Raw genomic sequence first — 24,602 nt, forward strand, 5'->3', positions numbered from 1 at the left:
CCCGGCGCAAGCCGGGGGCCTTTCTCTGGAGGACGCCATGACCCCCGAACTGACGGCCCTCGCGATTGCGGCGCTCTGGCAGGTGGTGATGGTCGGCGCCGCCGGGGCGGTGATGAACCGCGAACTTGGCCCGGCCTTCAACGCCGGCCCGCGCGACCGGATGCCCGAGCCCTCCCCCCTGCTCGGGCGGTTGCGCCGCGCGGTGAACAACCATGTCGAGAACCTCGGGCTGTTCACCATCGCCGTCGTGGTCGTCACGCTTTCGGGCAAGGCGGGCGGATTCACCGCCGCCAGTGCCTGGGTGTTCGTCGCGGCACGCGTCCTCTATCTGCCCGCCTATGCCTTCGGCTGGTCGCCCTGGCGTTCGGTGATCTGGATGGTCGGGCTTCTGGCAACCCTGGCGATGATCTTCGCCGCACTATTCGGGTCCGCAGCGGCGGCCTGACAGGAGAATGAAATGGCTGAATTTGATGTGATCGTGATCGGCGGCGGCCCGGGCGGCTATGTCTGTGCGATCCACTGCGCCCAGCTGGGCCTGAAGACCGCCTGCGTCGAGGGGCGCGAGGCGCTTGGCGGCACCTGCCTCAACGTCGGCTGCATCCCGTCGAAGGCTTTGCTGCACGCGACGCACGAACTGCATGAACTGCATGAGAATTTCGACAAGATGGGGCTGACGCAGGCCTCGGTGAAGGTCGACTGGAAGAAGATGCAGGCCTACAAGCAGGACGTCATCGGCCAGAACACCAAGGGCATCGAATTCCTGTTCAAGAAGAACAAGATCACCTGGCTGAAGGGCTGGGGCTCGATCCCCGCGGCGGGTCAGGTCAAGGTCGGCGACGAGGTGCATACCGCGAAGAACATCGTCATCGCCTCGGGCTCCGAACCGTCGAGCCTGCCGGGGATCGAGATCGACGAGGAAACCGTCGTCACCTCGACCGGCGCGCTGGCGCTGCCGAAGATCCCGAAGTCGATGGTCGTCATCGGCGCGGGGGTGATCGGGCTGGAAATGGGGTCGGTCTATGCGCGGCTCGGCACGGATGTGACGGTGGTCGAATATCTCGACGCGATCACCCCCGGCATGGACGGCGAGGTCGCCAAGGCCTTCCAGAAGATCCTGACGAAGCAGGGGCTGAAATTCGTTCTCGGCGCCGCCGTGCAGGGGGTCGAGAAGGGCAAGGGCAAGAACACCGTCAAATACAAGCTGCGCAAGGATGAGTCCGAAAACGCGGTCGAGGCGGAAGTCGTGCTCGTCGCCACCGGGCGCAAGCCCTATACGGACGGCCTTGGGCTTCAGGCGCTTGGGGTCGAGATCCTGCCGCGCGGCCAGATCAAGACCGACGCGCATTGGCAGACCACCGTTCCCGGCATCTATGCGATCGGCGACGCGATCGTCGGCCCGATGCTCGCCCACAAGGCCGAGGATGAAGGCATGGCGGTGGCCGAGGTTCTGGCCGGGAAATACGGCCATGTGAACTACGACGTGATCCCCGGCGTGATCTACACCACGCCCGAAGTGTCCTCGGTCGGCAAGACCGAAGAGGCGCTGAAGCAGGAAGGCCGCGCCTACAAGGTGGGCAAGTTCTCCTTCATGGGCAACGGCCGCGCCAAGGCCGTGTTCCAGGCCGAGGGCTTCGTCAAGCTGATCGTCGATGCGAACACCGACCGCATTCTTGGCTGCCATATCATCGGGCCGTCGGCGGGCGAGCTGATCCACGAGATCTGCGTTGGCATGGAATTCGGCGCCTCGGCGCAGGACATCGCGCTGACCTGCCACGCCCATCCGACCTTCTCGGAAGCGGTGCGGGAGGCGGCGCTGGCCTGCGGGCTGGGCGCGATCCACGCTTGAGGGATCGGTCAGGGTTTTTGGGAGGGGCGGCTTTCGGGCCGCCCTTTCGTTTTCGGTGCACCCGCGTCCCGGGCGCGGGGGGCTGTCTGCCCCCCGTCGTGGCAAGCCAAGACTCCCCCCGAGGATATTTATGGAAGAATGAAGGAGGCGGGGATCACTTGCCCTCGGCCGCGGCCTTTTCCAACCGCTCGGCGAATTCGCGGCGCAGGCTGCGGCGCACCTCGGCCGCTTTCCAGCGATGTTTCTGCAATTCGGTCACCGGATCGAGCGGCGGCACCGTCACCGGGCGGCCTTCGTCATCCACCGCGACCATGGTGAAATAGCAGCTGTTGGTATGGCGCCGGGTGCCGGTGGTGATGTTTTCGGCGTCGACCCGGATGCCGATTTCCATCGAGCTGTGGCCGGTATAGTTGACGGAGGCCGAGAATTTCACCAGCTCGCCCACATGGATCGGCTGCTTGAACATCACCTGATCGACGCTCAGCGTGACAGCGTAGCAGCGCGAATAGCGCGAGGCGAGCGAGAAGGCCACGCGGTCGAGCCAGCTCAGCAGCGCGCCCCCATGCACCTTGCCCGAGAAATTCGCCATGTCGGGGGTCATCAGCACCGTCATTTCAAGCTGGCGGCGTTCGTCATCGGTCAACTGGCTGGTCATGGGGTCCTTCGGGCCTGTCCCTTGCTTATGGACGCAGATTGCGCACGGGGCGGGGCAGGTCAAGAAGGATGTCTATTGGGCGAGATGTCGCAGCCCCTGTGTCACATCTATGCGCACGGCGAGGCGCAATCCGGGTTCATCGCCCGCGCGGAGGGCAGCGAGGATAAGCCGGTGATGGCGCGGCGGTTCGTTGCGGCGCAGCTTGCCATAGAGCGCGCGCATCGTCGGGCCGAGTTGCAGCCACACCGTTTCGGTCACCGCCAGCATCGCCGGGGCCTGCGCCCGCAGGTAGAGCGTGCGGTGGAATTCCAGATTGGTGCGGATATAGGCGACGGCATCCTGTTTCGCCACCGCCTCGGCATTGGCGGTGTTGATGGCGCTCAGCCGGTCGATCAGCGCCAGATGCGCCCGCGGCAGCGCGCGGGAGGCGAGTTCGGGCTCGATCAGCGCGCGGAGCGCCGCCAGTTCCTCGATCCGTTCGTTGGTCAGCTCGGGCGTCGTCACCCGGCCGGAGGAGGAGAGCATCAGCGCCCCCTCGGCGATCAGGCGGCGAAGCGCCTCGCGCACCGGGGTCATGGACAGGTCGTATTGCCTGGCGAGCGCGCGCAGCGTCAGCGCCTGACCGGGGGGAATCTCTCCGTGCATGATCTGCAGGCGCAGGCTGCGGTAGAGCCGGTCATGGGCGGCGGTCTCGATCGGGCGGGCGGTGATGGTGGTCATGCACCTATGTGATCACAACCGCCGGGCGCGTCAATCGTCGAAGCGGATCGCCTGCAACCCGGCCCCTTCGGTTTTCAGCCAGGCGCGGTCGGCGGCGTAATCGGGGCGCAGCCGCGCCACCACCGCCCAGAAAGCCGGCGAATGGTTCATCTGCGCCAGATGCGCCACCTCATGCGCGGCGACATAATCCAGCACCGAAGGCGGCGCCATGATCAGCCGCCATGAATAGCTCAGCGATCCGTCCTGCGCGCAGGACCCCCAGCGGGAGCGGGTATCGCGCAGGGTGATCTTGCGGAACCCGCGGCCAAGCGTGGCCGCATGCCGTTCCGTCGCCGCCTGCAGCCGCACCCGCGCGCAATGTTTCAGGAAGGCGCGCAAAAGCGGACGCAGGCGCGCCTCGTCCCCCGGCAGGATCAGCCGGTCATCCTGCACCTTTGGCGCGCGCACCGCGCCGGGGGTCAGGGTCAGGGCCTGCCCCTCGAACGGGATCGCCGCGCCGAAGCCGAGCGGCGCCACCTGCGGCACCCGGTCGAGCGCGCGTCTCAGCCAGTCGCTCTGGCTGCGGGCGAAGGCCAGCGCCTCGTCCAGCGGCGCGCGCAGCGGCAGGGTCAGGATCACCGCCCCGTCGTGACGCGACACCCGCAGGCTGAACCGCCGCGCCCGGGCGGAGCGGCGCAGCGTCAGCGCCACCTCGGGCAGGTCGGGCAGGATATGGGGGCTGGCGGGCATCGGGGTTCCGGACTTGTGAAAGGGGCCGGCGCCTTTCCCCGGGAAATTTTCGGAAAAGGCTTTGACACCCTGCGGGCATTGTGGCAGTTGGCTGCGACTCTGTGCGATAGAGCTTGCCAGGAGAATTCCATGCCGAAAGAGGAATGGGGCGTCAAGCGCCTCTGCCCGCATTGCGCGAGCCGCTTTTACGATCTGATGAACGACCCGATGACCTGCCCGGTCTGCGGCAACAGCTTCACGCTGGAAAGCCTGACGGCGGCCGGTCGCGGCCGCGTTCTGGTGGCGGACAAGGTGGCCCCGCGCGAACGGGATCTCAGCGTCGATGATCTGCCGGATGACGATCTGGACGAAGATGCGGCCGATGCCGATCTGGATGATGATCTGCTTGAGGATGACGACGACGACAACGTCTCGCTCGACGACATCGCCGATGTCGGCGGCGGCGAGGACGAACACTGATTCGTCCCCGCTGACGGATCGCCAAGGCGCGGGTCCCGGCCCGCGCCTTTTGCGTTGTGCGCGGCGGTCACAGTTGCGTGGCCGTGCCAAGGCGCCTTTTCCGCGCGGCCTCACGCCCCTATGATCCCCGCGACAGGAGGCCCCGATGTTTGCAGAGCTTGGTCATTTCGCGCTGATCCTGGCCTTTTGCGTGGCCCTGATCCAGATGGTGATCCCGCTGATCGGCGCGCAGAAGGGCTGGGCCGGATGGATGGCGGTGGCCGAGCCCGCGGCAACGGCGCAGTTCGCGCTGATCGCGGTGGCGTTCGCGGCGCTGGTCCATGCCTTCGTGACCTCGGATTTCTCGCTGCTGCTGGTCTATGAGAATTCCCATACCGCGAAGCCGATGCTTTACAAGGTCACCGGCGTCTGGGGGAACCACGAAGGCTCGATGCTGCTGTGGGTGCTGATCCTGTCGCTGTTCGGGGCGCTGGCGGCATGGTTCGGCGGCGCGCTGCCCGCCGGGCTGCGGGCGCGGGTGCTGGCGGTTCAGGCCTCGATCGGGCTGGCCTTTCTGGGCTTCATCCTGCTGACCTCGAACCCGTTCACGCGGCTCGCCGATCCGCCGTTCAACGGGCGCGACATGAACCCGCTGTTGCAGGACCCGGGGCTGGCCTTCCATCCGCCGTTCCTCTACCTCGGCTATGTCGGGCTGAGCATGGCCTTTTCCTTCGCCGTCGCCGCGCTGATCGAGGGGCGGGTGGACGCCGCATGGGCGCGGTGGGTGCGGCCCTGGACGCTGGCCTCGTGGATCCTGCTGACCATCGGCATCGCGATGGGATCGTGGTGGGCCTATTACGAGCTTGGCTGGGGCGGGTTCTGGTTCTGGGATCCGGTCGAGAATGCCTCTTTCATGCCGTGGCTGCTGGCGGCGGCGCTGCTGCATTCCGCGATCGTCGTGGAAAAGCGCGAGGCGCTGAAAAGCTGGACGATCCTGCTCGCGATCCTCGCCTTCGGCTTTTCGCTGATCGGCACCTTCATCGTGCGGTCGGGGGTGATCACCTCGGTCCATTCCTTCGCCTCGGACCCCGGTCGCGGCGTGTTCATTCTGGCGATCCTCGCGGTTTTCCTCGGCGGGGCGCTGACATTGTTCGCGGCGCGGGCCGGGGCGATGCAGGCGCGCGGGGTGTTTTCGCTGGTCTCGCGCGAAGGCGCGCTGGTGCTGAACAACATCCTGCTGGCGGTGGCGGCACTGGTGGTCTTCGTCGGAACGCTCTGGCCGCTGGTGGCCGAGATGCTCTGGGGGCGTAAGCTGTCGGTCGGGGCGCCGTTCTTCGACACCGCCTTCACGCCCTTCATGGTGATCCTTGCGCTGGTGCTGCCGGCGGGGGCGATGATGCCGTGGAAGCGCGCGGTGCCGGCACGGGTGGTGCGCCCGCTCTGGCCCGCCGCGGTGCTGGCGCTGGCGGTGGCAGGCTGCGCGTGGAGCGTGACCAGCGGGCGGCCGATGCTGGCGCTGGCCTCGGCAGGGCTGGGGTCGTGGCTGGTCTTCGGCGCGGCGACCGATCTGTGGCAGCGGGCGGGGCGCACGCCCGCGCGGCTGACCCGCCTGCCCCGCGCCGACTGGGGCAAGGCCATCGCCCATGCGGGCCTTGGCGTGGTCTTCGCGGCGGTGGGCCTGCTGACCGCTTGGCAGCGGGAGGACATCCGCATCCTCCACACGGGCGAAGGGTTCGACATGGCGGGCTATCACATCAGCCTCGACGCGGTGCAGGAACGCCCCGGCCCGAACTACACCGCCACAACGGCAACGATGACCGTCCGCCGCGGCGACCGGCTGGTGGCCGTGATGCACCCGGAAAAGCGCTTCTACCCCGTGCAGGGCACGCCGACGACCGAGGCCGCGATCCGCAACGGCCTGCGCGAGGACATCTACCTCGTCCTCGGCGATCCGCAGGCCAATGGCGGATGGGCGGTGCGCAGCTATATCAAGCCTTTCGCAAGCTGGCTCTGGGCCGGGGCGGGGCTGATGGCCCTTGGCGGGGCGCTGAGCCTGTCCGACCGGCGCTACCGCGTCGCGGCGGGCGCACGGCGGCCCCGCGCCGCGCCGCAACCGGCGGAATGACCATGCTGCGCCGCCTCGCCCCCCTGTTGCTTTTGCTGGCGACCGCCCTGCCCCTGCCCGCCGTGCAGCCGGATGAGGTTCTGGCCGATCCCGCGCTGGAATCCCGTGCCCGCGACCTGAGCCGGGAGCTGCGCTGCCCCGTCTGTCAGGGCGAGAATATCGACGATTCCGGTGCCGCCGTCGCGCGCGACCTGCGGCTTCTGGTGCGCGAAAGGCTGATGGCCGGGGATACGGACAGTCAGGTGCTGGACTATATCGCCGCCCGTTACGGGGAATATGTGCTGTTCTCGCCGCGCGGGCGCGGGGCCAACCTGATCCTTTACGCGACGGGGCCGGTGGTCCTGCTGATCGCGCTTGGCGGGGTGCTGATCTGGTTCCGGCGGCGGACCGCGGCGCAGCCCACCCCCCTGAGCGCCGAAGAGGAAGCCCGCCTGCGCCGGATCATGGCCGAACCGGACCCGATCACCCCGTCCGGCGCCCCCCGATCGCCCCGGTGACCAGCCCCACCCCCAGCACAATCCCCAGACAGGCGACCAACTGCACCGGCGTCGGAATCTCCCCCATGACCGGGATACCGGCCAGCGTCGCCGTAACCGGCGTCAGCCCGGTAATTGCCGCCGTCTTCGATGGCCCGAGCCAGCGCACCGCCGTCGCGAAGGTCAGCAGCGCCACGAAGCCCGCCAGCGCCCCCTGAATCAGGATCTGCACCAGCCACAAAGACAAGGGCGCCTGCGCCGCCCGGGCCAGATCCTCGCGCAGTCCCGGCGCCATCACCGGCAGCGCCAGCACCAGCGACCAGAAGGCGACATAGGCCGTCGCCTCGAACCCGTTCAGCCCGCTCGCCCGCAGGCTGATCGTGTAGATCGCCCAGGACAAAGCGCCGCCCAGGATCAGCAGGTGGCCCAGCAGCAGCTTGTCCTCCATCCCCGGCAGGGGCGCGGGGCCGATTGCCACGATCGCCACCACCCCCGCCGCGATCAGCCCAAGCCCGAACCGCCGCGCCAACGTGAACCTTTCGCCAAAAATCAGCGCCGAAAGCCCCGCCACCATCAGCGGCACCGTGCCCGGCAGCAGCGGCCCGACATCGGCGATCGGCGCGTATTTCAGCCCCGCCCCCACCAGAAAGATGTAGGGAGAGCCCGAAAACAGCAGCCCCACCAGCGCCGGCCACTTCACCCCCTTCGGGATCAGCCCCATCCGCCACAGCACCGGCGTCAGCAACACCGCCGTGAAGCCAAAGCGGATCAGCACCAGCACCGAGGGCGAGAAATATCCCTCGCCGCTGACGGCGGCGCGGGTGCCGACGATCCAACTCGTCCAGATCGCCAGCGTCACCAATGCGGCGGCCACGCCAAAGAGTGTCCGCCCCTCGGGGGCGGGGATGCCTTGCGCCATCGGTGTCTGTCCTTGTGCCACGCGGTCACCCGCTTCTAGCGCCGCGCGGGCCGCCTGCACAGAGGGCATGAACAGCGGCTCCAGTCACTCGTCAGAATCACCGATGGGAATGTCTGCCTTTCGTGTTTCCATAAATATCCCGGGGGTGAGCGCGGCACGCGCGAGGGGGCTGGCCCCCTCTCAACGCATCCGCTCGCGTCCCGATTCCGGTGTTTCATGACATTCCTGAACCGGAACTCAAACCATCCCCGAAACCGCCCGTGCCAGCCGGGCCGAAGCCGCCACACCATCCACCAGCACCATCCCGGTGCGCAGGGCCAGATCCGACCGCAGCATCGCCATACCCGCACAGCCCAGAACGGCGATCCCGACGCCATCTTCCTCCCGCGCGCGAAGGATTTCCTCGGCAAGACGGGCGCGGGCGGGCTCTCCCCCTTCCTCGACGGTCAGGACCGGAAGACCGCTTGCGCGCACCGCGGCGCAGGCATGGGCATAGCCGAGCCGGGCGATATTCCCCTCGATCACCGGGACGGAAACGGCCAGCGTCGTGACGACAGAAAACCTCTCCCCCAGCAGCCCCGCCATCACATAGGCCGACTGGCCGATGCCCAGCACCGGGCAATGGGCGGCGTCGCGCATCCGGGCAAGGCCGGTATCGTCGAAACAGGCGATGACGATCGCATCGGCACGGGTCTCGCGCGCGCCGGGCAGCATCGCCATCAGGCCGGGCACGGCGGCGGCGCCGTCTTCGGGCCCCTGGATCGCGGGCGGGCCTTCGTGATTGGTCCAGCCGATCACCTCGGCCTCGGGCACGGCCGCCTGCGCGACCGCGACGACCGAGCGCGTCATCGCCTCGGTCGAGTTCGGATTCAGATACAGAAGCCTCATCCCTTGCGCGCCGCCCTGCCCTTGCGATGCCGCTCCAGCAGCCAGACCCCGGCCAGAAACAGCCCGATCATGGCGAAGGAGAACACCGTCGTCAGCGTGCCGAGCGCGTAGATCACCGGCTTCGTCACATTCGTCGTCATGCCGAAGATTTCCAGCGGCAGGGTGTTGTAGCTGCCCGCCGTCAGGAGCGTCCGGGCGAATTCGTCGTAGCTGAGCGAAAAGCCGAACAGCGCCACCCCGATGACCGAAGGCAGGATGATCGGCAGAACGACATGGGCGAAGGTCTGCCACGGCGTCGCGCCCTGATCGCGGGCGGCTTCCTCATAGCTCGCGTCGAAGCGGTTGAAGACGGCGAACATCACCAGAAGGCCGAAGGGCAGCGTCCATGTCAGCTGCGCGCCGAAGCCCGAGGTCATCCAGTGGATCTTCAGCCCGAAGCGGTCGAACACCAGCCCCACGCCGAGCGAGACGAGGATCGACGGAATCACCAGCGAGGCGATGGCAAGGTAGAACACCGCCCCCGAGCCGAGGAACCTCTTGCGGAACGCAAGCCCGCCCATCACCGCGATCACCACCGTCGCCGCCATCACCATCAGGCCAAGCACGAAGGAGCGCCGGAAAGATCCCCAGATGTCGCCCACGGCCTGCTGCTCGAACAGGTTGTGGAACCAGTGGGTGGACACGCCCCGCATCGGGAAGGTCAGACCGCCCTCCGGTCCCTGAAAGCTGAGGATGCCGATGGTCAGCGTCGGTCCGTAAAGAAAGATCAGGAACACCACGAAGAAGGCGGTGAGCCACCAGAAGCTGCGCGGACGCGGTTCCATATCAAAGCTCTCCTAAAGTTCTTTGCGGATGTTCACGAAGCGCATCAGCGCCCCGATGATCATGAGAACGGTGACCAGCAGCACCATCGAGGTCGCCGAGGCCGAGGGATATTGCAACAGCGCGATATCGTTCGAGATCAGCCGCCCGACGTTGGCCGATTGCGACCCGGACATGAACCGGACGGTGATGAAATCGCCCATCACCAGCGTCAGCACGAAGATCGTGCCGATCATGATCCCGGGTTTCGTCAGCGGAATGATGACGTTCCACAGGATCTGCCAGTCGGAGGCGCCATTGTCGCGCGCCGCCTCGATCAGCGAGCGATCGATGCGCATCATCGAATTGAAGATCGGCGTGATCATGAACAGCGTGTTCAGATGCACGAAGGCGAGGATGACGGCGAAATCGGAATAGAGCAGCCATTCCAGCGGCTGGTCGATCAGGCCGAGTTCCATCAGCGTCTGGTTGGCGATGCCGTTGCGGCCAAGGAACGGAATCCAGGAAATCATCCGGATGATGTTCGAGGTCAGGAACGGAATGGTGCACAGCAGGAACAGCACCATCCGCGTGTTGTTCGACCGGATATGGAAGGCGAGGTAATAGGCGACGATGAAGCCGATCAGCAGCGTCGCCGCCCAGCAGATCGCCGCATATTGGAACGTCGCCCAGAACACCTTGTAGGTGACGGGCGAGGTCAGCAGGAATTCGTAATTCTCCAGCGTGAAGGCCGGAATGATCGAGAATTCCGTGGCCTGCCAAAAGCTGACCACGAAGATCGTGCCGATCGGCACGACGAGGAATGCCAGAAGCACCAGCACAAGGGGCGAGGCCAGAAGCCAGCCGATCACGTCACTGCGCCTGAGCATGGCGCCTCCTTCCTGTCGTCAGGACCATCCGAAGTCTGCCCCGGCGCATATGCCTGCGCCGGAGGCCCATTCATGGCCGGGGCAAGGGGGCCAGCCCCCTCTTTGCGCATACGCGCAAATTCACCCCCGGGATATTTATGGAAGAATGATGGGAAAGGCGGCGGGCCGCCTTTGCCCCGGGACCATCAGGCCGCGATGAATTCATTCCATTTGCGGACCATATACTGGTTCTCGTCCATGACCGAGTTCCAGCAGGCAACATGGCCCATGCGTTCGTAGAAGGAACCACCGTCGCGGGTTTCGCCGGCCTTGGCCATGACCTGACCGAAGGGATTGGCGATGTCTTCTTCGGCGGGTTTGCCCTCGAACCAGTAGCCCCATTCGTTGGGCGTCATGAATTCCTTCGAGGTTTCCGGCACCGCCGAATAATAGCCCTGACGCATCAGGAAGGCGCCGACCCAGCCCGAGAGATACCAGTTGATATACTCGTAGGCGGCGTCGAGTTTCGCCCCCGTCAGCGATTTCGACAGGCCGAGACCGCCGCCCCAGGCGCGGTAGCCTTCCTTCAGCGGCTGGAACACGCAGGGGATGCCGCGGGTCTTCACCGCCGTGACGGCGGGCGACCACATCGACTGGATCACCACCTCGCCCGAGGCCATCAGGTTCACCGATTCATCGAAGCTCTTCCAGAAGGCGCGGAACTGGCCGGCGCGCTTCGCCTCGGTGAAGATGGCGATGGTCTGGTCGATCTCGTCGCGGGTCATGTTGCCCTTGTCGCCGTATTTGATCTTGCCCGTCGCCTCGCAGACCATGGCCATGTCCATGATCCCGATCGAGGAAATGTCGAGGATCGAGGCCTTGCCCTTGAATTCCGGGTTCAAGAGTTCCGCCCAGCTTTCGATCGGACGGCCGATCAGGTCGGGCCGGATGCCGAGCGTGTCGGCGTTGTAGATCGTCGGCACCAGCGTCATCCACTGGGTCTGTTCCTTGGCGAAGGAGGTGGAACCCGGCCCCTCGACAAAGCCGACGGTATGCGGCGCGGTGCCCTGCGCGATCACGCTTTCGGGCGTCAGCTTGCCGTCGCGGAAGATGCCGACGATCTTGTCGTAATTGGTGAGCTTCGTCGTATCCATCGCCTGCAGGTTGCCGGTCGGCCAGACCTTCTTGCAGATCCAGTATTCGATGTCGGCGATGTCGAAGCTGTCGGGCTGGGTCGCGGCGCGCTGCGTCACGCTGTCGGAATCGAGCGCGGTCATTTCCAGCGTGAAGCCCAGGTCTTCCTTCACCTTCTGCGCGACCTCGTTGAGGTTCGACACGCCGGTGCCGAACTGGCGCAGGGTGATGTTCTTGATCTCCTGCGCCCAGATCATCGGCGCGGGCAGCGCCGAGGCGGCGGCCGCGGCCGCGCCGGTCTTCAGCAGCGAACGCCGCGAGTAACGCATCTTCGACATTTCAGTCCCCTCTCTGTCGGTTGTTGTCAGGCTTCGAGGCGGTGCATCCGCCCCTGATCCCATCCCAGATGGACGGTTTCGCCGGGATTGATCGGTGCGGCGAAGAAACGGTCCTCGGGCACCAGCGAAACGATTTCCTCGCCCGCTTCGGTCTTGGTGGTCACGGCGACGCGGTCGCCCTGATATTCGACGCCGGTGACGGCGGCGGGCAGGCCGATGGCGGCGATCGCCACCTCGTCGGCGCGGATGGCGTAGCGCGCGCCGTCCCAGCCGATGACATTGTGCCCGCCCATGAACCGCGCGACGAATTCGGTGCGCGGCTTCGACCAGACGTCGCGCGGCGGCCCCGCCTGCTCGATCACCGCGTTGTTCATCACCACGCATTCATCGGCGAGCGCCAGCGCCTCGTCCTGCCCATGCGTGACGTGGACGAAGGTGATGCCCAGCTCGCGTTGCAGGCGCTTCAGTTCCGCCCGCATGCGGATGCGCAGGAACGGGTCGAGCGCCGAAAGCGGTTCGTCCAGCAGCAGCACCCGCGGTTCCGTCACCAGCGCGCGGGCCAGCGCGACGCGCTGTTGCTGTCCACCCGAAAGCTGCGCCGGAAGCCGGTCGGCCAGATGGTCCATCGCCACCAGATCCAGCAGCTTCATCGCCCGGGCGTGCCGCGTTTCCTTGTCCACGCCCTTCATCTTCAGCGAAAAGGCCACGTTGTCCTTGACCGACAGATGCGGGAAGAGCGCGTAGCTTTGGAACATCATCGCGGTGCCGCGTCTGGCCGGCGGCAGATGCGAGATATCGGCCCCGTCCAGCAGGATCGCCCCGTCGCTGACCGTTTCATGCCCGGCGATCATCCGCAGGGTCGAGGATTTTCCGCAGCCCGAGGGCCCGAGCAGACAGATATAGCTGGCCGGCGGAAAGATGTGACTGACGTCATTCACCGCCACGGTCTGGCCGTAACGCTTGGTCAGATGGACAAGCTCAAGATCGTTGCTGGTGCGCGTCGCCATTCCGTCCCTGTTCCCCACATTGCTTCCGGCGGTGCCTTTGGGTCACCGTGGGGCAGGCTCCGGCGATTCCCGAGGATTTTATCGCGTCACCGGGGGTCGAGACATGGTCTGCCTGAATTTTGACCGAAAGCGCCGTGGCCGAGCACAATATTGCGGACAAAATCGTATACAATAATGGCGACACGCTCGGCCGCTTGCCTTCCCCCGGTCCGGCGCGCCAGAATCAAGGTACGGAGGTCGCATGGACGCAATCGCACAGGAAAAGACGGCAGAAAGCATCGCAACGGATCTGGCGCTGGCGATCCATGAACATCGCCTGTCGCCCGGGGCGAAGCTGTCGGAAGATGAGGTGGGGGAGATTTTCGGCGTGTCCCGCACGGTGGTGCGGGCGGCGCTCCAGCGTCTGGCGCATGACCGGCTGGTGGAGCTGAAGCGCAATCGCGGGGCCTTCGTCGCCAAGCCGACGGTGAAGGAGGCGCGCGAGGTGTTCGAGGCGCGTGCCCTGCTGGAACCGCGCACCGCGCGTTCCGCCGCCGAACGGACGACCGAGGCGGACATGATCCGCCTGCGCAGCCATATCGCCGAAGAGCACGCGGCCCTGCATGCCGGAAATCCCGGTCGGGCACTGTTCCTGTCAGGCCTGTTCCATACGGAAATCGCCCGCATCGCCAATCAGGCGACGGTCGAGGCATTCATCGTGCAGCTTGTCGCGCGATCATCGCTGATCATCGCGTTGTATTGGCAGCGGCGGAATGCCCTGTGCGAAAGTCATGCGCATCACGCATTGCTCGATGCGCTGAAACATCACGATGGCGATCGGGCGGAGGAGCTGATGAAGCATCATCTGCTGGACCTGCTGTCCTCGCTCGACCTGCGCAATTCGGAATCCGCCCCCCGCTCGCTGCGCGAGGCGTTGCGGCATTGACGTTCCGGGCCGCGACAGGCGCGGCCCGGAAACGGATCAGATCTCGAAATCTTCGATGGGTTTTCCCTGCGCCAGAGCCTCGGCGATCCAGCCGGGCTTGCGGCCGCGGCCGGTCCAGGTCTGTTCCGGATCGGCGGGATTGCGGTATTTCGGCACGGACACACGCTTGCGCGCGGCCGGCCCTTCCAGCAGATCCGAAAGCGAAAAGCCAAGCTCTTTCGCCCGCGATTCCAGTTCCGCCTTGGCCTCGGCCCGACGTCTGGTTTCATAGGTGCCAATGGCTTTGTCGACATCTTTCTGCAACTGCTTCAACTCGGAAAAGGACAGGGCATTCAGGTCAAGGTCGGGCATCATTTCACTCCGGGTCAAACTGTTTGCGGTATGGGTTGCGAAATACGCCCCGACTGTTCAATTTTGGAAACATTTCAGCACGATATTGGCTGAGAGTTTCGGGTGATGAACCAATCTGGACGTCTAACTCGAAACGGGGATCTATCTTCGATTTCCGGGAATGGAAACCGCTTTCAGGTGGACATGCGCAACATTCCGCCATCATGCTGGAATGGTATTCGGCTCAGAGTTTATCGCAGTGGTCGGAATGGGTGAGTGTTGCGAATATAACTTCTCCGGCCCTGAATTCAAGAACCCCGGAACCGGACGGGCTTTTAGACAGGGGTCGTCTTTTCTGGCAGAGTTCCTGACCCAAATAAATGCGTTTTCCCGAAAACCGCCAATCCATGGCCCTGTCGCGCACGATCGTCCGAAATTCAATTCCGCCCACGGGTATTGCGCGCTTTATCCGGTCAGAATCGCATCGGCCGGAGCTGTGTCAAAACCCGGTTCCGGCAAGGCACCAAAGAAGGCTGTTCTCCACAATGGCCCCCATGTCCACATCGGCGCGTGCCGATAGCCCCATGAGGGAATTTCTTTCTGCGCCGCTGCCATAAAGGCGTATTTTGACACAGTCTCGGCCCCCGACAATAGCCGGCGATTTCTTCAGTCGACCGGCGCCAGAAAATCCCGCAGGCGGGGCGTCATGAAATCCAGAAAGGCGCGGACGCGATGGGGAATGTTCTCGCCCCCCAGAAACAGGGCGTGGATATCCTCGGTATCGCCCGCGACGGCATCGGCCAGCACCTCGACCAGCCGCCCGGCGCGCAGATCCTCGCGCACATGGAATTCGCCGATCCTTGCAAGGCCGACCCCGGCCAGGGCCATGCGCCGCACCGTCTCGCCGTTGTTGGCGATCATCGGTCCGGTCACGCTGCGGTCGACGATCCGCCCGCTGTCCCGCAGGGGCCAGACCGGGGCGACGCGGCGGAAGTTGAAGCCGAGGCAGCTGTGATCCGCCAGATCGGCGATTTCGGCCGGGGCGCCGCGACGGGCAAGATAGCCGGGTGCCGCCACGATCTTGCGCTGCGCCACGCCCAGCTTGCGCGCCGTCATGCCGGAATCGGACAAAGGCCCCACCCGGAACGCCACATCCGTCCGGTCGAGATACAGGTCCACGATCTCGTCCGACAGCGACAGATCCACGGTGATGTTCGGATAGGCATGCCAGAAGGCAGGCAGCAGCGGCTCCACCCCAAAGATCCCGAACCCCACCGAGGCACTGACCCGCACCGTGCCGCCGGTGCTGGCCGCGCCATGCGACAGCTCGCGTTCGATATCCTCAAGCCCGGCCAGCAGCACCCGGCTGCGTTCGTAATAGACCTGCCCCTCGGCGGTGAGCGACAGATGCCGGGTCGAGCGTTCCAGAAGCCGCACCCCCAGCCGCGCCTCGATCCGCGAGATCAGCTTGCTGACGGTCGAGGGCGTCATCCGCAACAGCCGCGCCGCTTCGGAAAAGCTGCCGGTTTCCACTACCCGCTGGAAGACCTGCATCTCTCCCGCTCTGTTGTCCATGCGCACCGCCTGTGAAATCCTTTCACAGATAATGTGGAGATCCGGGCGGTTATCAAGCCCGATCCCGCGCCGTATCTGTGAACGACAGGCGCGGGCACCGCGTCCCTCCTCCCACCCGCATCCCCAAGGATTGTTTCATGGACTATGTCATCGCGCATGGCGCGAAAATCCCCGCCCTCGGCTTCGGCGTCTTCCGCATGTCGGAGGCGGAGGTCGAGACCATCATCCCCGCCGCGCTGGAAACCGGCTTTCGCCATTTCGACACGGCGCAGATCTACGGCAACGAGGCGGCGCTCGGCCGCGCGCTTCAGGCGTCCGGCGCGGCGCGCGAGGATCTGTTCCTGACCACCAAGGTCTGGGTCGACAAATACGAACCGGCGCGCTTTGCCGCCTCGGTCGACGAAAGCCTTGAAAAGCTGCGCGTCGATCAGGTCGATCTGCTGCTCCTGCACTGGCCGGGGCATGAGGTGCCGGTGGCCGACCAGATCGCCATGCTCGACGCCGCGCAGGCGGCGGGCAAGACCCGCTTTGTCGGCGTCAGCAACCAGAACGTCCCGCAGCTGCGCGAATCGGTGGCGACCAGTACCGCCCCGATCGTCACCAACCAGATCGAGATGCACCCCTATCTGGACCAGAGCGCGATGGTCGCCGCAGCCAAGGCCACCGGCACCGCGCTGACCGCTTATTACGGCATGGCCGATGGCGCCGTGCCGCGCGATCCGCTGTTGCAGAAGATCGGCGCGCAATATGGCAAGACGGCGGCGCAGGTCGGCCTGCGCTGGCTGCTGCAACAGGGCCATATCGCGCTGTCGAAAACCGCGCATGCCGGGCGTCTGGCCGAAAACTTCGCCGTCTTCGACTTCACCCTGAGCGATCAGGACATGGCTCAGATCGCGACGCTCGCCCGTCCGGACGGCCGCATCGTCGATCCCGAGGGCCTCGCCCCCGACTGGACCGCATAAGGAAGACGGCATGAAAACCGCAGATACCGCCGCCGGCGCCGAGGTGCGCGGCGGCCCGAACTGGCCGCTGCTGGCGCTGGCCATGGGGGCCTTCGGCATCGGCACGACCGAGTTTTCGCCCATGGGCCTTCTGCCGGTGATCGCCGAGGGGGTGAACGTCTCGATCCCCTCGGCCGGGCTGCTGGTCAGCGCCTATGCCGCGGGGGTGATGCTCGGCGCCCCGGTGATGACGCTGCTGTTCAGCCGCTTCGGCAAGCGGACGGCGCTGATGACGCTGATGGGGATCTTCACCATCGGCAACATCATGTCGGCACTGGCGCCCGACTACTGGACGCTGCTGATCGCGCGGCTGGTCACCAGCCTGAACCATGGCGCGTTCTTCGGCCTCGGCGCGGTGGTCGCGGCGAGCGTGGTGCCCAGGGACCGGCGGGCCAGCGCCGTCGCCACCATGTTCATGGGCCTGACGATTGCCAATATCGGCGGCGTTCCGGCGGCGACATGGCTGGGCCAGCAGATCGGCTGGCGCGCGGCCTTTGCCGGCACGGCGGTGCTTGGGCTGGTGGCCATCGCCGCGCTGTGGTTCGCGCTGCCGCAGGGCGAACCCGGCCGCCGCCCCGAGGTGCGGCGCGAGCTGCGCGTCCTCATCCGGCCGCAGGTGCTGATCGCGCTGCTGACGACCGTGATGGGGTCGGCGGCGATGTTCACGCTCTACACCTATATCGCACCGACGCTGGAAACCCTGACCGGCGCGTCTCAGGGGTTCGTGACGCTGGTGCTGGTGCTGACCGGGATCGGCTTCACCATCGGCAACGGGCTCGGCGGGCGTCTGGCGGACTGGTCGCTGAACGGGGCGACGGCGATCTTCATGGGGGCGCTGGCGGTCACCATGCTGGCGATCCCCTTCCTGATCGGCAGCCAGACCGGCGCGGCCATCACCCTGACGATCTGGGGCGCGGCGGCCTTTGCCCTTGTCCCGCCGGTGCAGATGCGCGTCATGCAGGCCGCGCATGAGGCACCGGGGCTGGCCTCCTCGATCAACATCGGGGCGTTCAACTTTGGCAATGCGATCGGCGCGGCGGTGGGCGGCGCGGTCATCGGACTGAACCTCGGCTATGCGGCGGTGCCGGTGGCGGGCGGCGTGCTGGCGCTGGCGGGGCTGGGGCTCGTCTGGCTCGGTCGGCGCGGCTGAAGCGGGCGGGCTCCAGCCCGCCCCTTTCCCTTCCCGCACACGGAAGTTTCACTGGCCCGATCCTCCCGCCTGCGGGACAGTAAATTACCGAGGACATCACAAATGGGAGAGACAGGATGACCAGACTGACCGCAAAGGACTTCCCCCAGGAACTGCTGGAGCTTTACGACTTCTACGCCCACGGCCGGATCACCAAGCGCGAGTTCCTCGACAAGGCGGGCAAGTTCGCCGTGGGGGGCATGACGGCGGCGGCGATCCTTGCGTCGATGAGCCCGGATTACGCGCTGGCGCAGCAGGTCTCCTTCACCGATCCGGACATCGAGGCGGAATACATCACCTATCCCTCGCCCAACGGCCACGGCGAGGTGCGCGGCTATCTGGTGCGCCCGGCCGGGGCCACCGGCCCGCTGCCGGGCGTGGTGGTGGTCCACGAAAACCGTGGCCTCAACCCCTATATCGAGGATGTGGCCCGCCGTCTTGGCAAGGCCGGATATGTGGCACTGGCGCCCGACGGGCTGACCTCGGTCGGCGGCTATCCCGGCAATGACGAAAAGGGGCGCGAGTTGCAGCGGCAGGTCGATCCGACGAAGCTGATGAACGATTTCTTCGCCGCGATCGAATATCTGATGGCCAGCGACCAGACCACCGACAAGGTCGGCATCACCGGCTTTTGCTACGGCGGCGGGGTGTCGAACGCGGCCGCCGTCGCCTACCCGGAACTTGCGGCAGCGGTGCCCTTTTACGGAAGGCAGGCCCCGGTCGCGGATGTGCCCCAGCTCAACGCGCCCCTCCTGCTGCAATTCGCCGAGCATGACGACAACGTCAACGCCGGCTGGCCCGCCTATGAGGCGGCGCTCAAGGAAAACGGCAAGGTCTACGAGGCCCACATCTATCCGGGCACCAACCACGGCTTCCACAACGATTCGACCCCGCGCTATGACGAGGCGGCGGCGAAGCTCGCATGGGATCGCACGCTCGAATGGTTCGGACGCTATCTGTCCTGACCGGCGCGCGCGCCGAAGGGAGAAGACCGTTTCGGAACCACCCGAAGCGGTCTGCTGCTTTCGTGTTTCCATAAATATCCCGGGGGTGAGGCCGAAGGCCGAGGGGGCTGGCCCCCTTGCCGCCCCATCAACCTGCAATCGGGATTGCGGTTCTAGCGCACATTCCAAAACGGGAGCCGGAGCACATTTTGGTGAAGTCGCAGGGGGCCAGCCCCCTCGCGCGTGCCGCGCTCACCCCCGGGATATTTATGGAAACACGAAAGGCAGACGGGGCGTTCCGGATGTTTGAAGGGGGCTCAGTCGTCGGTATCGAAGTCGATCAGCCGCCCGTCCCGGGCGAATTCCGCATCGAACTCGCGGCCATCGGCAAGGCGGCCCTCGATCTCGATCCGGTCGTGATGGTCGAAGTCGAGCTTTTCCAGCACCGCATCGGCGGGCCAGGAGGGGTTGGCGCGCACCGCCTCGGGGATCAGGGGCGCAACGGCGGAGACGGGGAAGCGGTCGCCACGACGGCCCTCGATTTCCTCGACGCGACCCTCGCGGTCCAACTCGACCGCGATCCGTGCCCCGCCCGGCAGGGTGCCGAGGATGACGCGGCCATAGTCAGAATGCTTCTTGTCCCGCACCTGCACGTCGCTCAGCCCGAGCGGGTCGAGCACGGCGGGCACCTGTTGCGCCGCGACCGGCAGGGCCAGCGCGATCAGAAGGGCCGCCGTCAGGATTGCCTGTTTCATGGTCTTCATTCTCCTCATGCGAAACCTTCTTTCAATCGAACGGCGGGGCGGGGTCATTCCGTCGGCAGGCGGCTGATCTCCAGCCCCGTCCCGACCGGCAAGAGCACGCTGCCGATCCCCGGCACCGCCCGCACCGCGCGGGCGTATTCCGCTATCCCGGGCTCGACCGGGCGCATCATGTTGTCCGCGACGATCACCGCCCCGGGCGCGAGCTTCGGCAGGAAGGCCGCAAGGCAGGGCGCGTAAAGATCCTTCCAGCAGTCCAGAAAGACGAGGCCCGGCCGGTCCTCCATCGCGCCGATCAGGTCGATCGCATCGCCCACGCGGAAATCGACGTGATCCGCAAGCCCGGCGCGTTCCGACATCTCCCTTGCATAAGCGGATTTGTAGCCATGCAGTTCCATCGTCACCAGCCGGCCGCCGGTGGCGCGCGCCGCCTCGGCCAGCCAGATGCCGGAATAGCCGAAAGACGTGCCGATCTCGAGGATCACAGGCGCCCCGATCCCCCGCGCCAGCGTGTTGAGAAACCGCCCCGTATCCGGCCCGATGGCCCGCATCCGCTGATCTTGCCCGCCGTCGCGGCCGCCCGGCGCCTCGCGCGGCTGGCCGCGTTCGGCGATCATCCGCGCGTGATAGAGGTCGAGCACCGCCAGCACCCTGTCGTCGAGCGGATGTTCCCCCGTCGCGGCCCCGGCACGTTCGGCGATCTGATCGGACATTTCCTGCTCCCCATGTTCCGGACCAAAGGTAAGTGCCGCCACCCTGCCGTCAAGCGCCGCACGGACCGGATGCCCCCCACGCCGGATCGTGCTAACAGGGGGCGCAGGCCGCCGGGATGGGCGGCGGGAAATGGGGGTCCGATGCGCTCTTTCGATTTCAGTTCGTGGCAGGGGGTCCTGACCACCCTTCTGGGGCTGGCGGTCTTCACCCTGATCGGTGTCGGCATCCGGGTGCTGATGATGCTGACCATCCAGCAGCGCCAGCAGCGGATGAACCGGCAGATCAACGAACGGGTCCGCACGCTGATCGCGGCCTACAAGACGCTTGGCGGGTCGTTCACCGGCGAGCTGGTGGTGGATCCCTCGCATCTGCGGGATCTGAAACTGCGCGCGCAGGAAGAGGGCGCCGAGGCCGGGACGAGCGGATCGGACCGCGCGCGCCGCATCCGCGATGCGGTCGAGGCGGCGCTGTCCGACATCATCCTTCTGGGGACCGAGGAACAGGTGCGCCTTGCCGGTCAGGCGGCGCATGACATGGCGACGGGACAGCCTATCCGCACCGCGGAACTGGTCGTCTCGCTGCGCGACTACATCCGCAAGGCGCTGGATCTGGGGCCGATCCCGGCGGATGTGGTCATCCCGGTGCAAGGCCCCGCGCGCCAGCAGGCGGGTTCCGGCCGGGGCGGCAACAAGGGCGAGGGCGGCGGTTCCGGCGGCGGCGGCGGAGGTGGCGGCGGTGGCGGCGGCGGCATGGGCGGAGGCGGCGGCATGGGCATGGGGATGGGGATGGGCCTCGGCATGGGGCGCCGGTCCGAGGAAGGCTGAACCGGGCGGCGGATTCCAGCCGCAGCACACCATCACCCGGCCCGCGCCCGCGACGGGATGGGCCGCCTCGTCCGTTCAGGGATCATGCAAACCGCGACTGCGGAAGGAATGGATCATGGGACATGGACAATCTGGCACGCGGCGCCGCGCGCTTTTCGCCTCGGCGCTGTCGCTGACGCTGGCGGGGGTGCTGCCCGGAGTAGCGGCGGCACAGCAGACCACGGAGGTGGCGGAGCAGACGATGCCGGAAACCAGAACGCAGGCGATCGTCGCGGCGGCGAATGCCTTCCTTGACACGCTGGACGCGGCGCAGCGGGAAAAGGTCTCCTTCCCCTTCGATCCGGCGGACAGGCCCGTCGCCGCGCAATTCGCGCAGCAGGGCGGCCCGGGTGGTCCCGGCGCATCGGGCAACCGACCGCCGCGCGGCGAACGCCCCGCGGGGGCCGAAGGCGGCCGCAGGGGCGGCGGCCCGGCCGGAGGACCGCCGGAGGGCCGTCCGAACGGCGGCGCCCTGCCCGGCTTCGTCGGCGAACAATACGGCGCGGCGGTCTGGTCGAACTACCCGGCCAGCGACGTGCCCCGGCCCGGCCTGCCTCTGGGCGAGATGACCGAGGATCAGCGCGCCGCCGCGCTGCATCTGCTGGAAACCGTGCTCAGCCCCGAGGGCCTCGCCAAGGTGCAGCAGATCATGGGCTCGGATCAGGTGCTGCATGAGGGCGGCACCAATTACGCCTCGGGGACGGATCACTATACGCTCGGCCTGTTCGGCACGCCGGGCACGGAGGATCCGTGGATGCTGCAGTTCGGCGCGCATCACCTTGGGCTGAACGTGGTCATCAAGGGCGCGCAGGGCGTGGCGACGCCGACGCTGACCGGCGCGCAGCCCGCCGTCTACACCGCCCCCTCGGGCGAGGAGGTGCGGGTTCTGGCGGGCGAGAACGACAAGGCCTTCGCGCTGCTCGACGCGCTTGATGATACGCAGCGCGGCAAGGCGATCCTTGACTATACCGTGGGCGATCTGGTCTTCGGCCCCGGCCACAGCGGTGAAACCATCGTGCCCGAGGGCCTGCCCGCGTCGGAGATGACAGCGGAACAGCGGGCGCTGCTGCTTGACGTGATCCGCGAATGGGCGGGGATCCTCAACGCCGATTACGCCGCCCCGCGGATGGCCGAGATCGAGGCGGGTCTTGACGACACATGGTTCGCCTGGAGCGGGCCGGTCACGCATGAGCCCGGTCGGAACGGGTCCTCCTACTACCGCATTCAAGGGCCACGGCTCATCATCGAATTCTCGCCGCAGGGCGTGGGGGGAGATCCGACGATGCATGTGCATACCGTCTACCGCGACCCGACGAACGATTACGGTCAGGGGTTCACCGCGCCATGATGGGACGGGCGATGACGGGGCGGGGATTCCTGCTGGCGGCGCTGCTTCTGGCCGCCCCGGCTCAGGCGCACCGGCTGGACGAATATCTTCAGGCCGCGACCATCGCCGTGGCGCCGGGCGGGGTGGAGTTGCACCTGCGCCTGACGCCCGGGGCCGAGGTCGCCGATACGGTCATCGCCGGGATCGACCGCGACGGCGACGGGGCCTTGTCGCGGGCGGAATGGGCGGAGTATGCGACGCAGGTGCAGCGCGACCTGTCGCTGGCGGCCGACGGCCAGCCCCTGCCGCTGCGCCTGACCGCCGCGCGGTTCGCCGAGGTCGGTGCGGTGAAGGCAGGCGAAGCGGTGATCGAACTCGATTTCACCACCGACCTGCCGCCCGCGAATGGCCCCCGCATCCTGACCTTCGAGAACCGGCACCGCGACGGCATCGCCGTCTACATGGTCAATGCGCTGATACCGCGCGATCCCTCGGTGCACATCCTCGGCCAGCATCGCAGCCCGGATCAATCCTCGTGGCGGCTCGATTTCACCACCGAAGCGCCCGGAAACTGAACAGACGCGCGGCGGGCGTGGCCTGCCGGCGCAAGACCACCAAGGAGGCTCACATGCCCACACGTCGCGATTTCCTGATCCTCAGCGCCGGGGCCGGCGCGGTCCTGACCGTCGCCGCCCCCGCCTTCGCCCATGACGCGCACGGCCATGCGAAATCCGTCACCGCCATCACCGAGGTCTTCGGCGACGGCGTGCGGCTGACCGCCGTGGCGATCGAATACAACGGCACCGTGAAGGGCGAGGCCCTGACCGCGGGCAGCTTTGCCGTCGAAAGCCGCACCGTCACCGGGGCCTTCACCAGCACCTCGGCCGATCCGGCGGACCGCGCGGCGGAAGGCCCCTTCGTCATCGTCACCCTGTCGCCGGAGGATGTGAACGCACCGCTGGCGGTGAAGACCGGCGGGCCGCAGGGTAATGGCGGTCCGGGCAACGGCGGGAATGGTGGCCCCGGCGGTCCGGGCGGCAAGGGCGGCCCCGGTCAGGCGGGCGACATCCCCACCTATGACACGACCTACCCGCCCGCCAGCGCGACCGTGCTGCAATCCGGCCCCGTCGCGCTGGTCAGCGGTCATGTGATGGAGGGCAGCACCACCCCCTTCGAGACGACGAAGGTGGAAAACCTGATCGTCGACGATTTCCGCCAGCTCGAATTCAACGACCCGGAGACGGGCAAGTTGCTGCGCTACAACCTCTTCGTGCCAAAGGATTACGACCCGGCGCGGCGCTATCCGCTGGTGCTGTTCATGCACGACGCGGGCGCAACCAGCGACGTGACCCGCACCACGCTGTTTCAGGGCCTCGGCGCGATCTGCTGGGCGAGCCCGGCGGATCAGGCGGCGCGGCCGGCCTTCGTCCTCGCCCCGCAATTCGCCGAGATCATCGCCGACGACGATTCCCATACCTCGGACGCGCTCGACGCAACGATCAACCTGATCAGGGCGCTGGCGGGCGAATACAGCATCGACACCGACCGGCTTTATACCACAGGCCAGTCGGGCGGCTGCATGATGTCCATCGCGATGAACATCAAATACCCGGAGTTCTTCGCGGCCTCCTTCCTCGTCGCCGGGCAATGGGACCCGGAACTGGTGCGGCCGATGGCGAAGGCGAAGCTGTGGATCCTCGTCTCGCAGGACGACAGCAAGGCCTTCCCCGGTCAGAACGCCATCACCGAAGTGCTGGAGGCGGAAGGCGCCCAGATCAGCCGCGCCACATGGGACGCGCGCTGGACGGCCGGGGAATTCCGCACCGCCTTCGATGCGATCGACGCCGAGGCGAGCCCGATCAACTACGTGACCTTCGCCCCCGGCACCGTCATCCCCGAAGGCGAGACCGGCGCGGGCGCCAGCGGCCACCGCAACACCTGGCGCGTCGCCTATACGATCGAGCCGATCCGCGAATGGATCTTCCGCCAGTCGAAGGCCTGATGCGCGCCCGGGCGGGCCATCCGCCC

Annotated in this window: 26 protein-coding genes; 13 read left to right on the forward strand and 13 right to left on the reverse strand. The window is 66.7% G+C overall.

Annotated features, from left to right (window positions below):
* Nucleotides 1-37: 37 nt before the first annotated feature.
* On the forward strand, nucleotides 38-445 hold the full coding sequence (locus D2T30_RS04410; RefSeq protein WP_128207815.1) for an MAPEG family protein: 408 nt from the start codon (nucleotides 38-40) through the stop codon (nucleotides 443-445).
* A gap of 12 nt (nucleotides 446-457) precedes the next feature.
* The gene (gene lpdA, locus D2T30_RS04415; protein WP_128207817.1) at nucleotides 458-1,846 is read left to right on the forward strand and encodes a dihydrolipoyl dehydrogenase; all 1,389 of its coding nucleotides are present in this window, start codon (nucleotides 458-460) and stop codon (nucleotides 1,844-1,846) included.
* A gap of 154 nt (nucleotides 1,847-2,000) precedes the next feature.
* On the opposite strand, the gene D2T30_RS04420 is transcribed toward lpdA, so the two are convergent.
* The 3 genes from D2T30_RS04420 to D2T30_RS04430 form a co-directional block, all read right to left on the reverse strand.
* Nucleotides 2,001-2,501: an acyl-CoA thioesterase gene (locus D2T30_RS04420; protein ID WP_128207819.1), complete on the reverse strand. Its 501-nt coding sequence runs from the start codon at nucleotides 2,499-2,501 to the stop codon at nucleotides 2,001-2,003.
* 72 nt (nucleotides 2,502-2,573) lie between these two features.
* On the reverse strand, nucleotides 2,574-3,221 hold the full coding sequence (locus tag D2T30_RS04425) for a GntR family transcriptional regulator (protein WP_128183761.1): 648 nt from the start codon (nucleotides 3,219-3,221) through the stop codon (nucleotides 2,574-2,576).
* 30 nt (nucleotides 3,222-3,251) lie between these two features.
* Nucleotides 3,252-3,950, reverse strand: a complete 699-nt coding sequence (locus D2T30_RS04430; RefSeq protein WP_128207821.1) for a M48 family metallopeptidase — start codon at nucleotides 3,948-3,950, stop codon at nucleotides 3,252-3,254.
* Nucleotides 3,951-4,079: 129 nt separating this feature from the next.
* Here D2T30_RS04430 and D2T30_RS04435 point away from each other — a divergent pair, with 129 nt between their 5' ends.
* The 3 genes from D2T30_RS04435 (at nucleotide 4,080) to D2T30_RS04445 (ending at nucleotide 7,010) form a co-directional block, all read left to right on the forward strand.
* Nucleotides 4,080-4,409, forward strand: a complete 330-nt coding sequence (locus tag D2T30_RS04435) for a TIGR02300 family protein (protein ID WP_128183757.1) — start codon at nucleotides 4,080-4,082, stop codon at nucleotides 4,407-4,409.
* Between the two features lie 145 nt (nucleotides 4,410-4,554).
* Nucleotides 4,555-6,513 (forward strand): heme lyase CcmF/NrfE family subunit, encoded by a 1,959-nt coding sequence (locus D2T30_RS04440; RefSeq protein WP_128207823.1) that lies wholly within the window; start codon nucleotides 4,555-4,557, stop codon nucleotides 6,511-6,513.
* A 2-nt stretch (nucleotides 6,514-6,515) separates the two neighbouring features.
* On the forward strand, nucleotides 6,516-7,010 hold the full coding sequence (locus D2T30_RS04445; protein ID WP_128207825.1) for a cytochrome c-type biogenesis protein: 495 nt from the start codon (nucleotides 6,516-6,518) through the stop codon (nucleotides 7,008-7,010).
* Here D2T30_RS04445 and D2T30_RS04450 read toward each other — a convergent pair.
* The 6 genes from D2T30_RS04450 to D2T30_RS04475 form a co-directional block, all read right to left on the reverse strand.
* Nucleotides 6,976-7,908: a DMT family transporter gene (locus D2T30_RS04450; RefSeq protein ID WP_164884201.1), complete on the reverse strand. Its 933-nt coding sequence runs from the start codon at nucleotides 7,906-7,908 to the stop codon at nucleotides 6,976-6,978. The two genes, D2T30_RS04445 and D2T30_RS04450, sit on opposite strands and share 35 nt — an antisense overlap.
* Before the next feature lie 237 nt (nucleotides 7,909-8,145).
* Nucleotides 8,146-8,796 (reverse strand): aspartate/glutamate racemase family protein, encoded by a 651-nt coding sequence (locus D2T30_RS04455; protein ID WP_128207829.1) that lies wholly within the window; start codon nucleotides 8,794-8,796, stop codon nucleotides 8,146-8,148.
* Complete coding sequence (locus tag D2T30_RS04460; protein ID WP_128183747.1) at nucleotides 8,793-9,620, reverse strand: ABC transporter permease; 828 nt, start codon at nucleotides 9,618-9,620, stop codon at nucleotides 8,793-8,795. The genes D2T30_RS04455 and D2T30_RS04460 overlap by 4 nt, the downstream gene beginning before the upstream one ends.
* Nucleotides 9,621-9,632: 12 nt before the next feature.
* Nucleotides 9,633-10,487, reverse strand: a complete 855-nt coding sequence (locus D2T30_RS04465; RefSeq protein ID WP_128207831.1) for an ABC transporter permease — start codon at nucleotides 10,485-10,487, stop codon at nucleotides 9,633-9,635.
* A gap of 185 nt (nucleotides 10,488-10,672) precedes the next feature.
* The gene (locus tag D2T30_RS04470) at nucleotides 10,673-11,938 is read right to left on the reverse strand and encodes an ABC transporter substrate-binding protein (protein ID WP_128207833.1); all 1,266 of its coding nucleotides are present in this window, start codon (nucleotides 11,936-11,938) and stop codon (nucleotides 10,673-10,675) included.
* Nucleotides 11,939-11,964: 26 nt separating this feature from the next.
* A complete protein-coding gene (locus D2T30_RS04475) occupies nucleotides 11,965-12,945 on the reverse strand; it encodes an ABC transporter ATP-binding protein (protein WP_128183741.1) in 981 nt (326 codons plus the stop codon).
* Nucleotides 12,946-13,186: 241 nt separating this feature from the next.
* Here D2T30_RS04475 and D2T30_RS04480 point away from each other — a divergent pair, with 241 nt between their 5' ends.
* On the forward strand, nucleotides 13,187-13,870 hold the full coding sequence (locus D2T30_RS04480; protein WP_128183739.1) for a GntR family transcriptional regulator: 684 nt from the start codon (nucleotides 13,187-13,189) through the stop codon (nucleotides 13,868-13,870).
* A gap of 36 nt (nucleotides 13,871-13,906) precedes the next feature.
* On the opposite strand, the gene D2T30_RS04485 is transcribed toward D2T30_RS04480, so the two are convergent.
* On the reverse strand, nucleotides 13,907-14,221 hold the full coding sequence (locus tag D2T30_RS04485) for an H-NS histone family protein (protein ID WP_128183737.1): 315 nt from the start codon (nucleotides 14,219-14,221) through the stop codon (nucleotides 13,907-13,909).
* 645 nt (nucleotides 14,222-14,866) lie between these two features.
* Nucleotides 14,867-15,775, reverse strand: a complete 909-nt coding sequence (locus D2T30_RS04490; RefSeq protein ID WP_128207835.1) for a LysR family transcriptional regulator — start codon at nucleotides 15,773-15,775, stop codon at nucleotides 14,867-14,869.
* A 137-nt stretch (nucleotides 15,776-15,912) separates the two neighbouring features.
* Here D2T30_RS04490 and D2T30_RS04495 point away from each other — a divergent pair, with 137 nt between their 5' ends.
* The 3 genes from D2T30_RS04495 (at nucleotide 15,913) to yghX (ending at nucleotide 18,930) form a co-directional block, all read left to right on the forward strand.
* Complete coding sequence (locus tag D2T30_RS04495) at nucleotides 15,913-16,737, forward strand: aldo/keto reductase (RefSeq protein WP_128207837.1); 825 nt, start codon at nucleotides 15,913-15,915, stop codon at nucleotides 16,735-16,737.
* A gap of 10 nt (nucleotides 16,738-16,747) precedes the next feature.
* Nucleotides 16,748-17,926: an MFS transporter gene (locus D2T30_RS04500; RefSeq protein WP_128207839.1), complete on the forward strand. Its 1,179-nt coding sequence runs from the start codon at nucleotides 16,748-16,750 to the stop codon at nucleotides 17,924-17,926.
* A 116-nt stretch (nucleotides 17,927-18,042) separates the two neighbouring features.
* Complete coding sequence (yghX, locus tag D2T30_RS04505) at nucleotides 18,043-18,930, forward strand: YghX family hydrolase (RefSeq protein WP_128207841.1); 888 nt, start codon at nucleotides 18,043-18,045, stop codon at nucleotides 18,928-18,930.
* Between the two features lie 296 nt (nucleotides 18,931-19,226).
* Here the strand turns inward: yghX and D2T30_RS04510 are convergent, their stop codons facing one another.
* Together D2T30_RS04510 and D2T30_RS04515 are read right to left on the reverse strand one after the other, a co-directional pair.
* The gene (locus tag D2T30_RS04510) at nucleotides 19,227-19,664 is read right to left on the reverse strand and encodes a hypothetical protein (protein WP_128207843.1); all 438 of its coding nucleotides are present in this window, start codon (nucleotides 19,662-19,664) and stop codon (nucleotides 19,227-19,229) included.
* Nucleotides 19,665-19,717: 53 nt separating this feature from the next.
* On the reverse strand, nucleotides 19,718-20,383 hold the full coding sequence (locus tag D2T30_RS04515; protein WP_128207845.1) for an O-methyltransferase: 666 nt from the start codon (nucleotides 20,381-20,383) through the stop codon (nucleotides 19,718-19,720).
* Nucleotides 20,384-20,524: 141 nt separating this feature from the next.
* On the opposite strand from D2T30_RS04515, the gene D2T30_RS23000 reads away from it, so the two are divergent.
* From D2T30_RS23000 to D2T30_RS04535, 4 genes are all read left to right on the forward strand, one after another.
* The gene (locus D2T30_RS23000; RefSeq protein WP_164884202.1) at nucleotides 20,525-21,208 is read left to right on the forward strand and encodes a hypothetical protein; all 684 of its coding nucleotides are present in this window, start codon (nucleotides 20,525-20,527) and stop codon (nucleotides 21,206-21,208) included.
* A gap of 115 nt (nucleotides 21,209-21,323) precedes the next feature.
* The gene (locus D2T30_RS04525) at nucleotides 21,324-22,595 is read left to right on the forward strand and encodes a DUF3500 domain-containing protein (RefSeq protein WP_206612853.1); all 1,272 of its coding nucleotides are present in this window, start codon (nucleotides 21,324-21,326) and stop codon (nucleotides 22,593-22,595) included.
* Nucleotides 22,596-22,606: 11 nt separating this feature from the next.
* Complete coding sequence (locus D2T30_RS04530; protein ID WP_128207847.1) at nucleotides 22,607-23,149, forward strand: hypothetical protein; 543 nt, start codon at nucleotides 22,607-22,609, stop codon at nucleotides 23,147-23,149.
* A 53-nt stretch (nucleotides 23,150-23,202) separates the two neighbouring features.
* Complete coding sequence (locus D2T30_RS04535; RefSeq protein WP_128207849.1) at nucleotides 23,203-24,576, forward strand: peptidase; 1,374 nt, start codon at nucleotides 23,203-23,205, stop codon at nucleotides 24,574-24,576.
* Nucleotides 24,577-24,602: the final 26 nt, after the last annotated feature.

Source organism: Paenirhodobacter populi, assembly GCF_004022215.1.
GTDB classification, from domain to species: Bacteria; Pseudomonadota; Alphaproteobacteria; order Rhodobacterales; family Rhodobacteraceae; genus Rhodobacter; species Rhodobacter populi.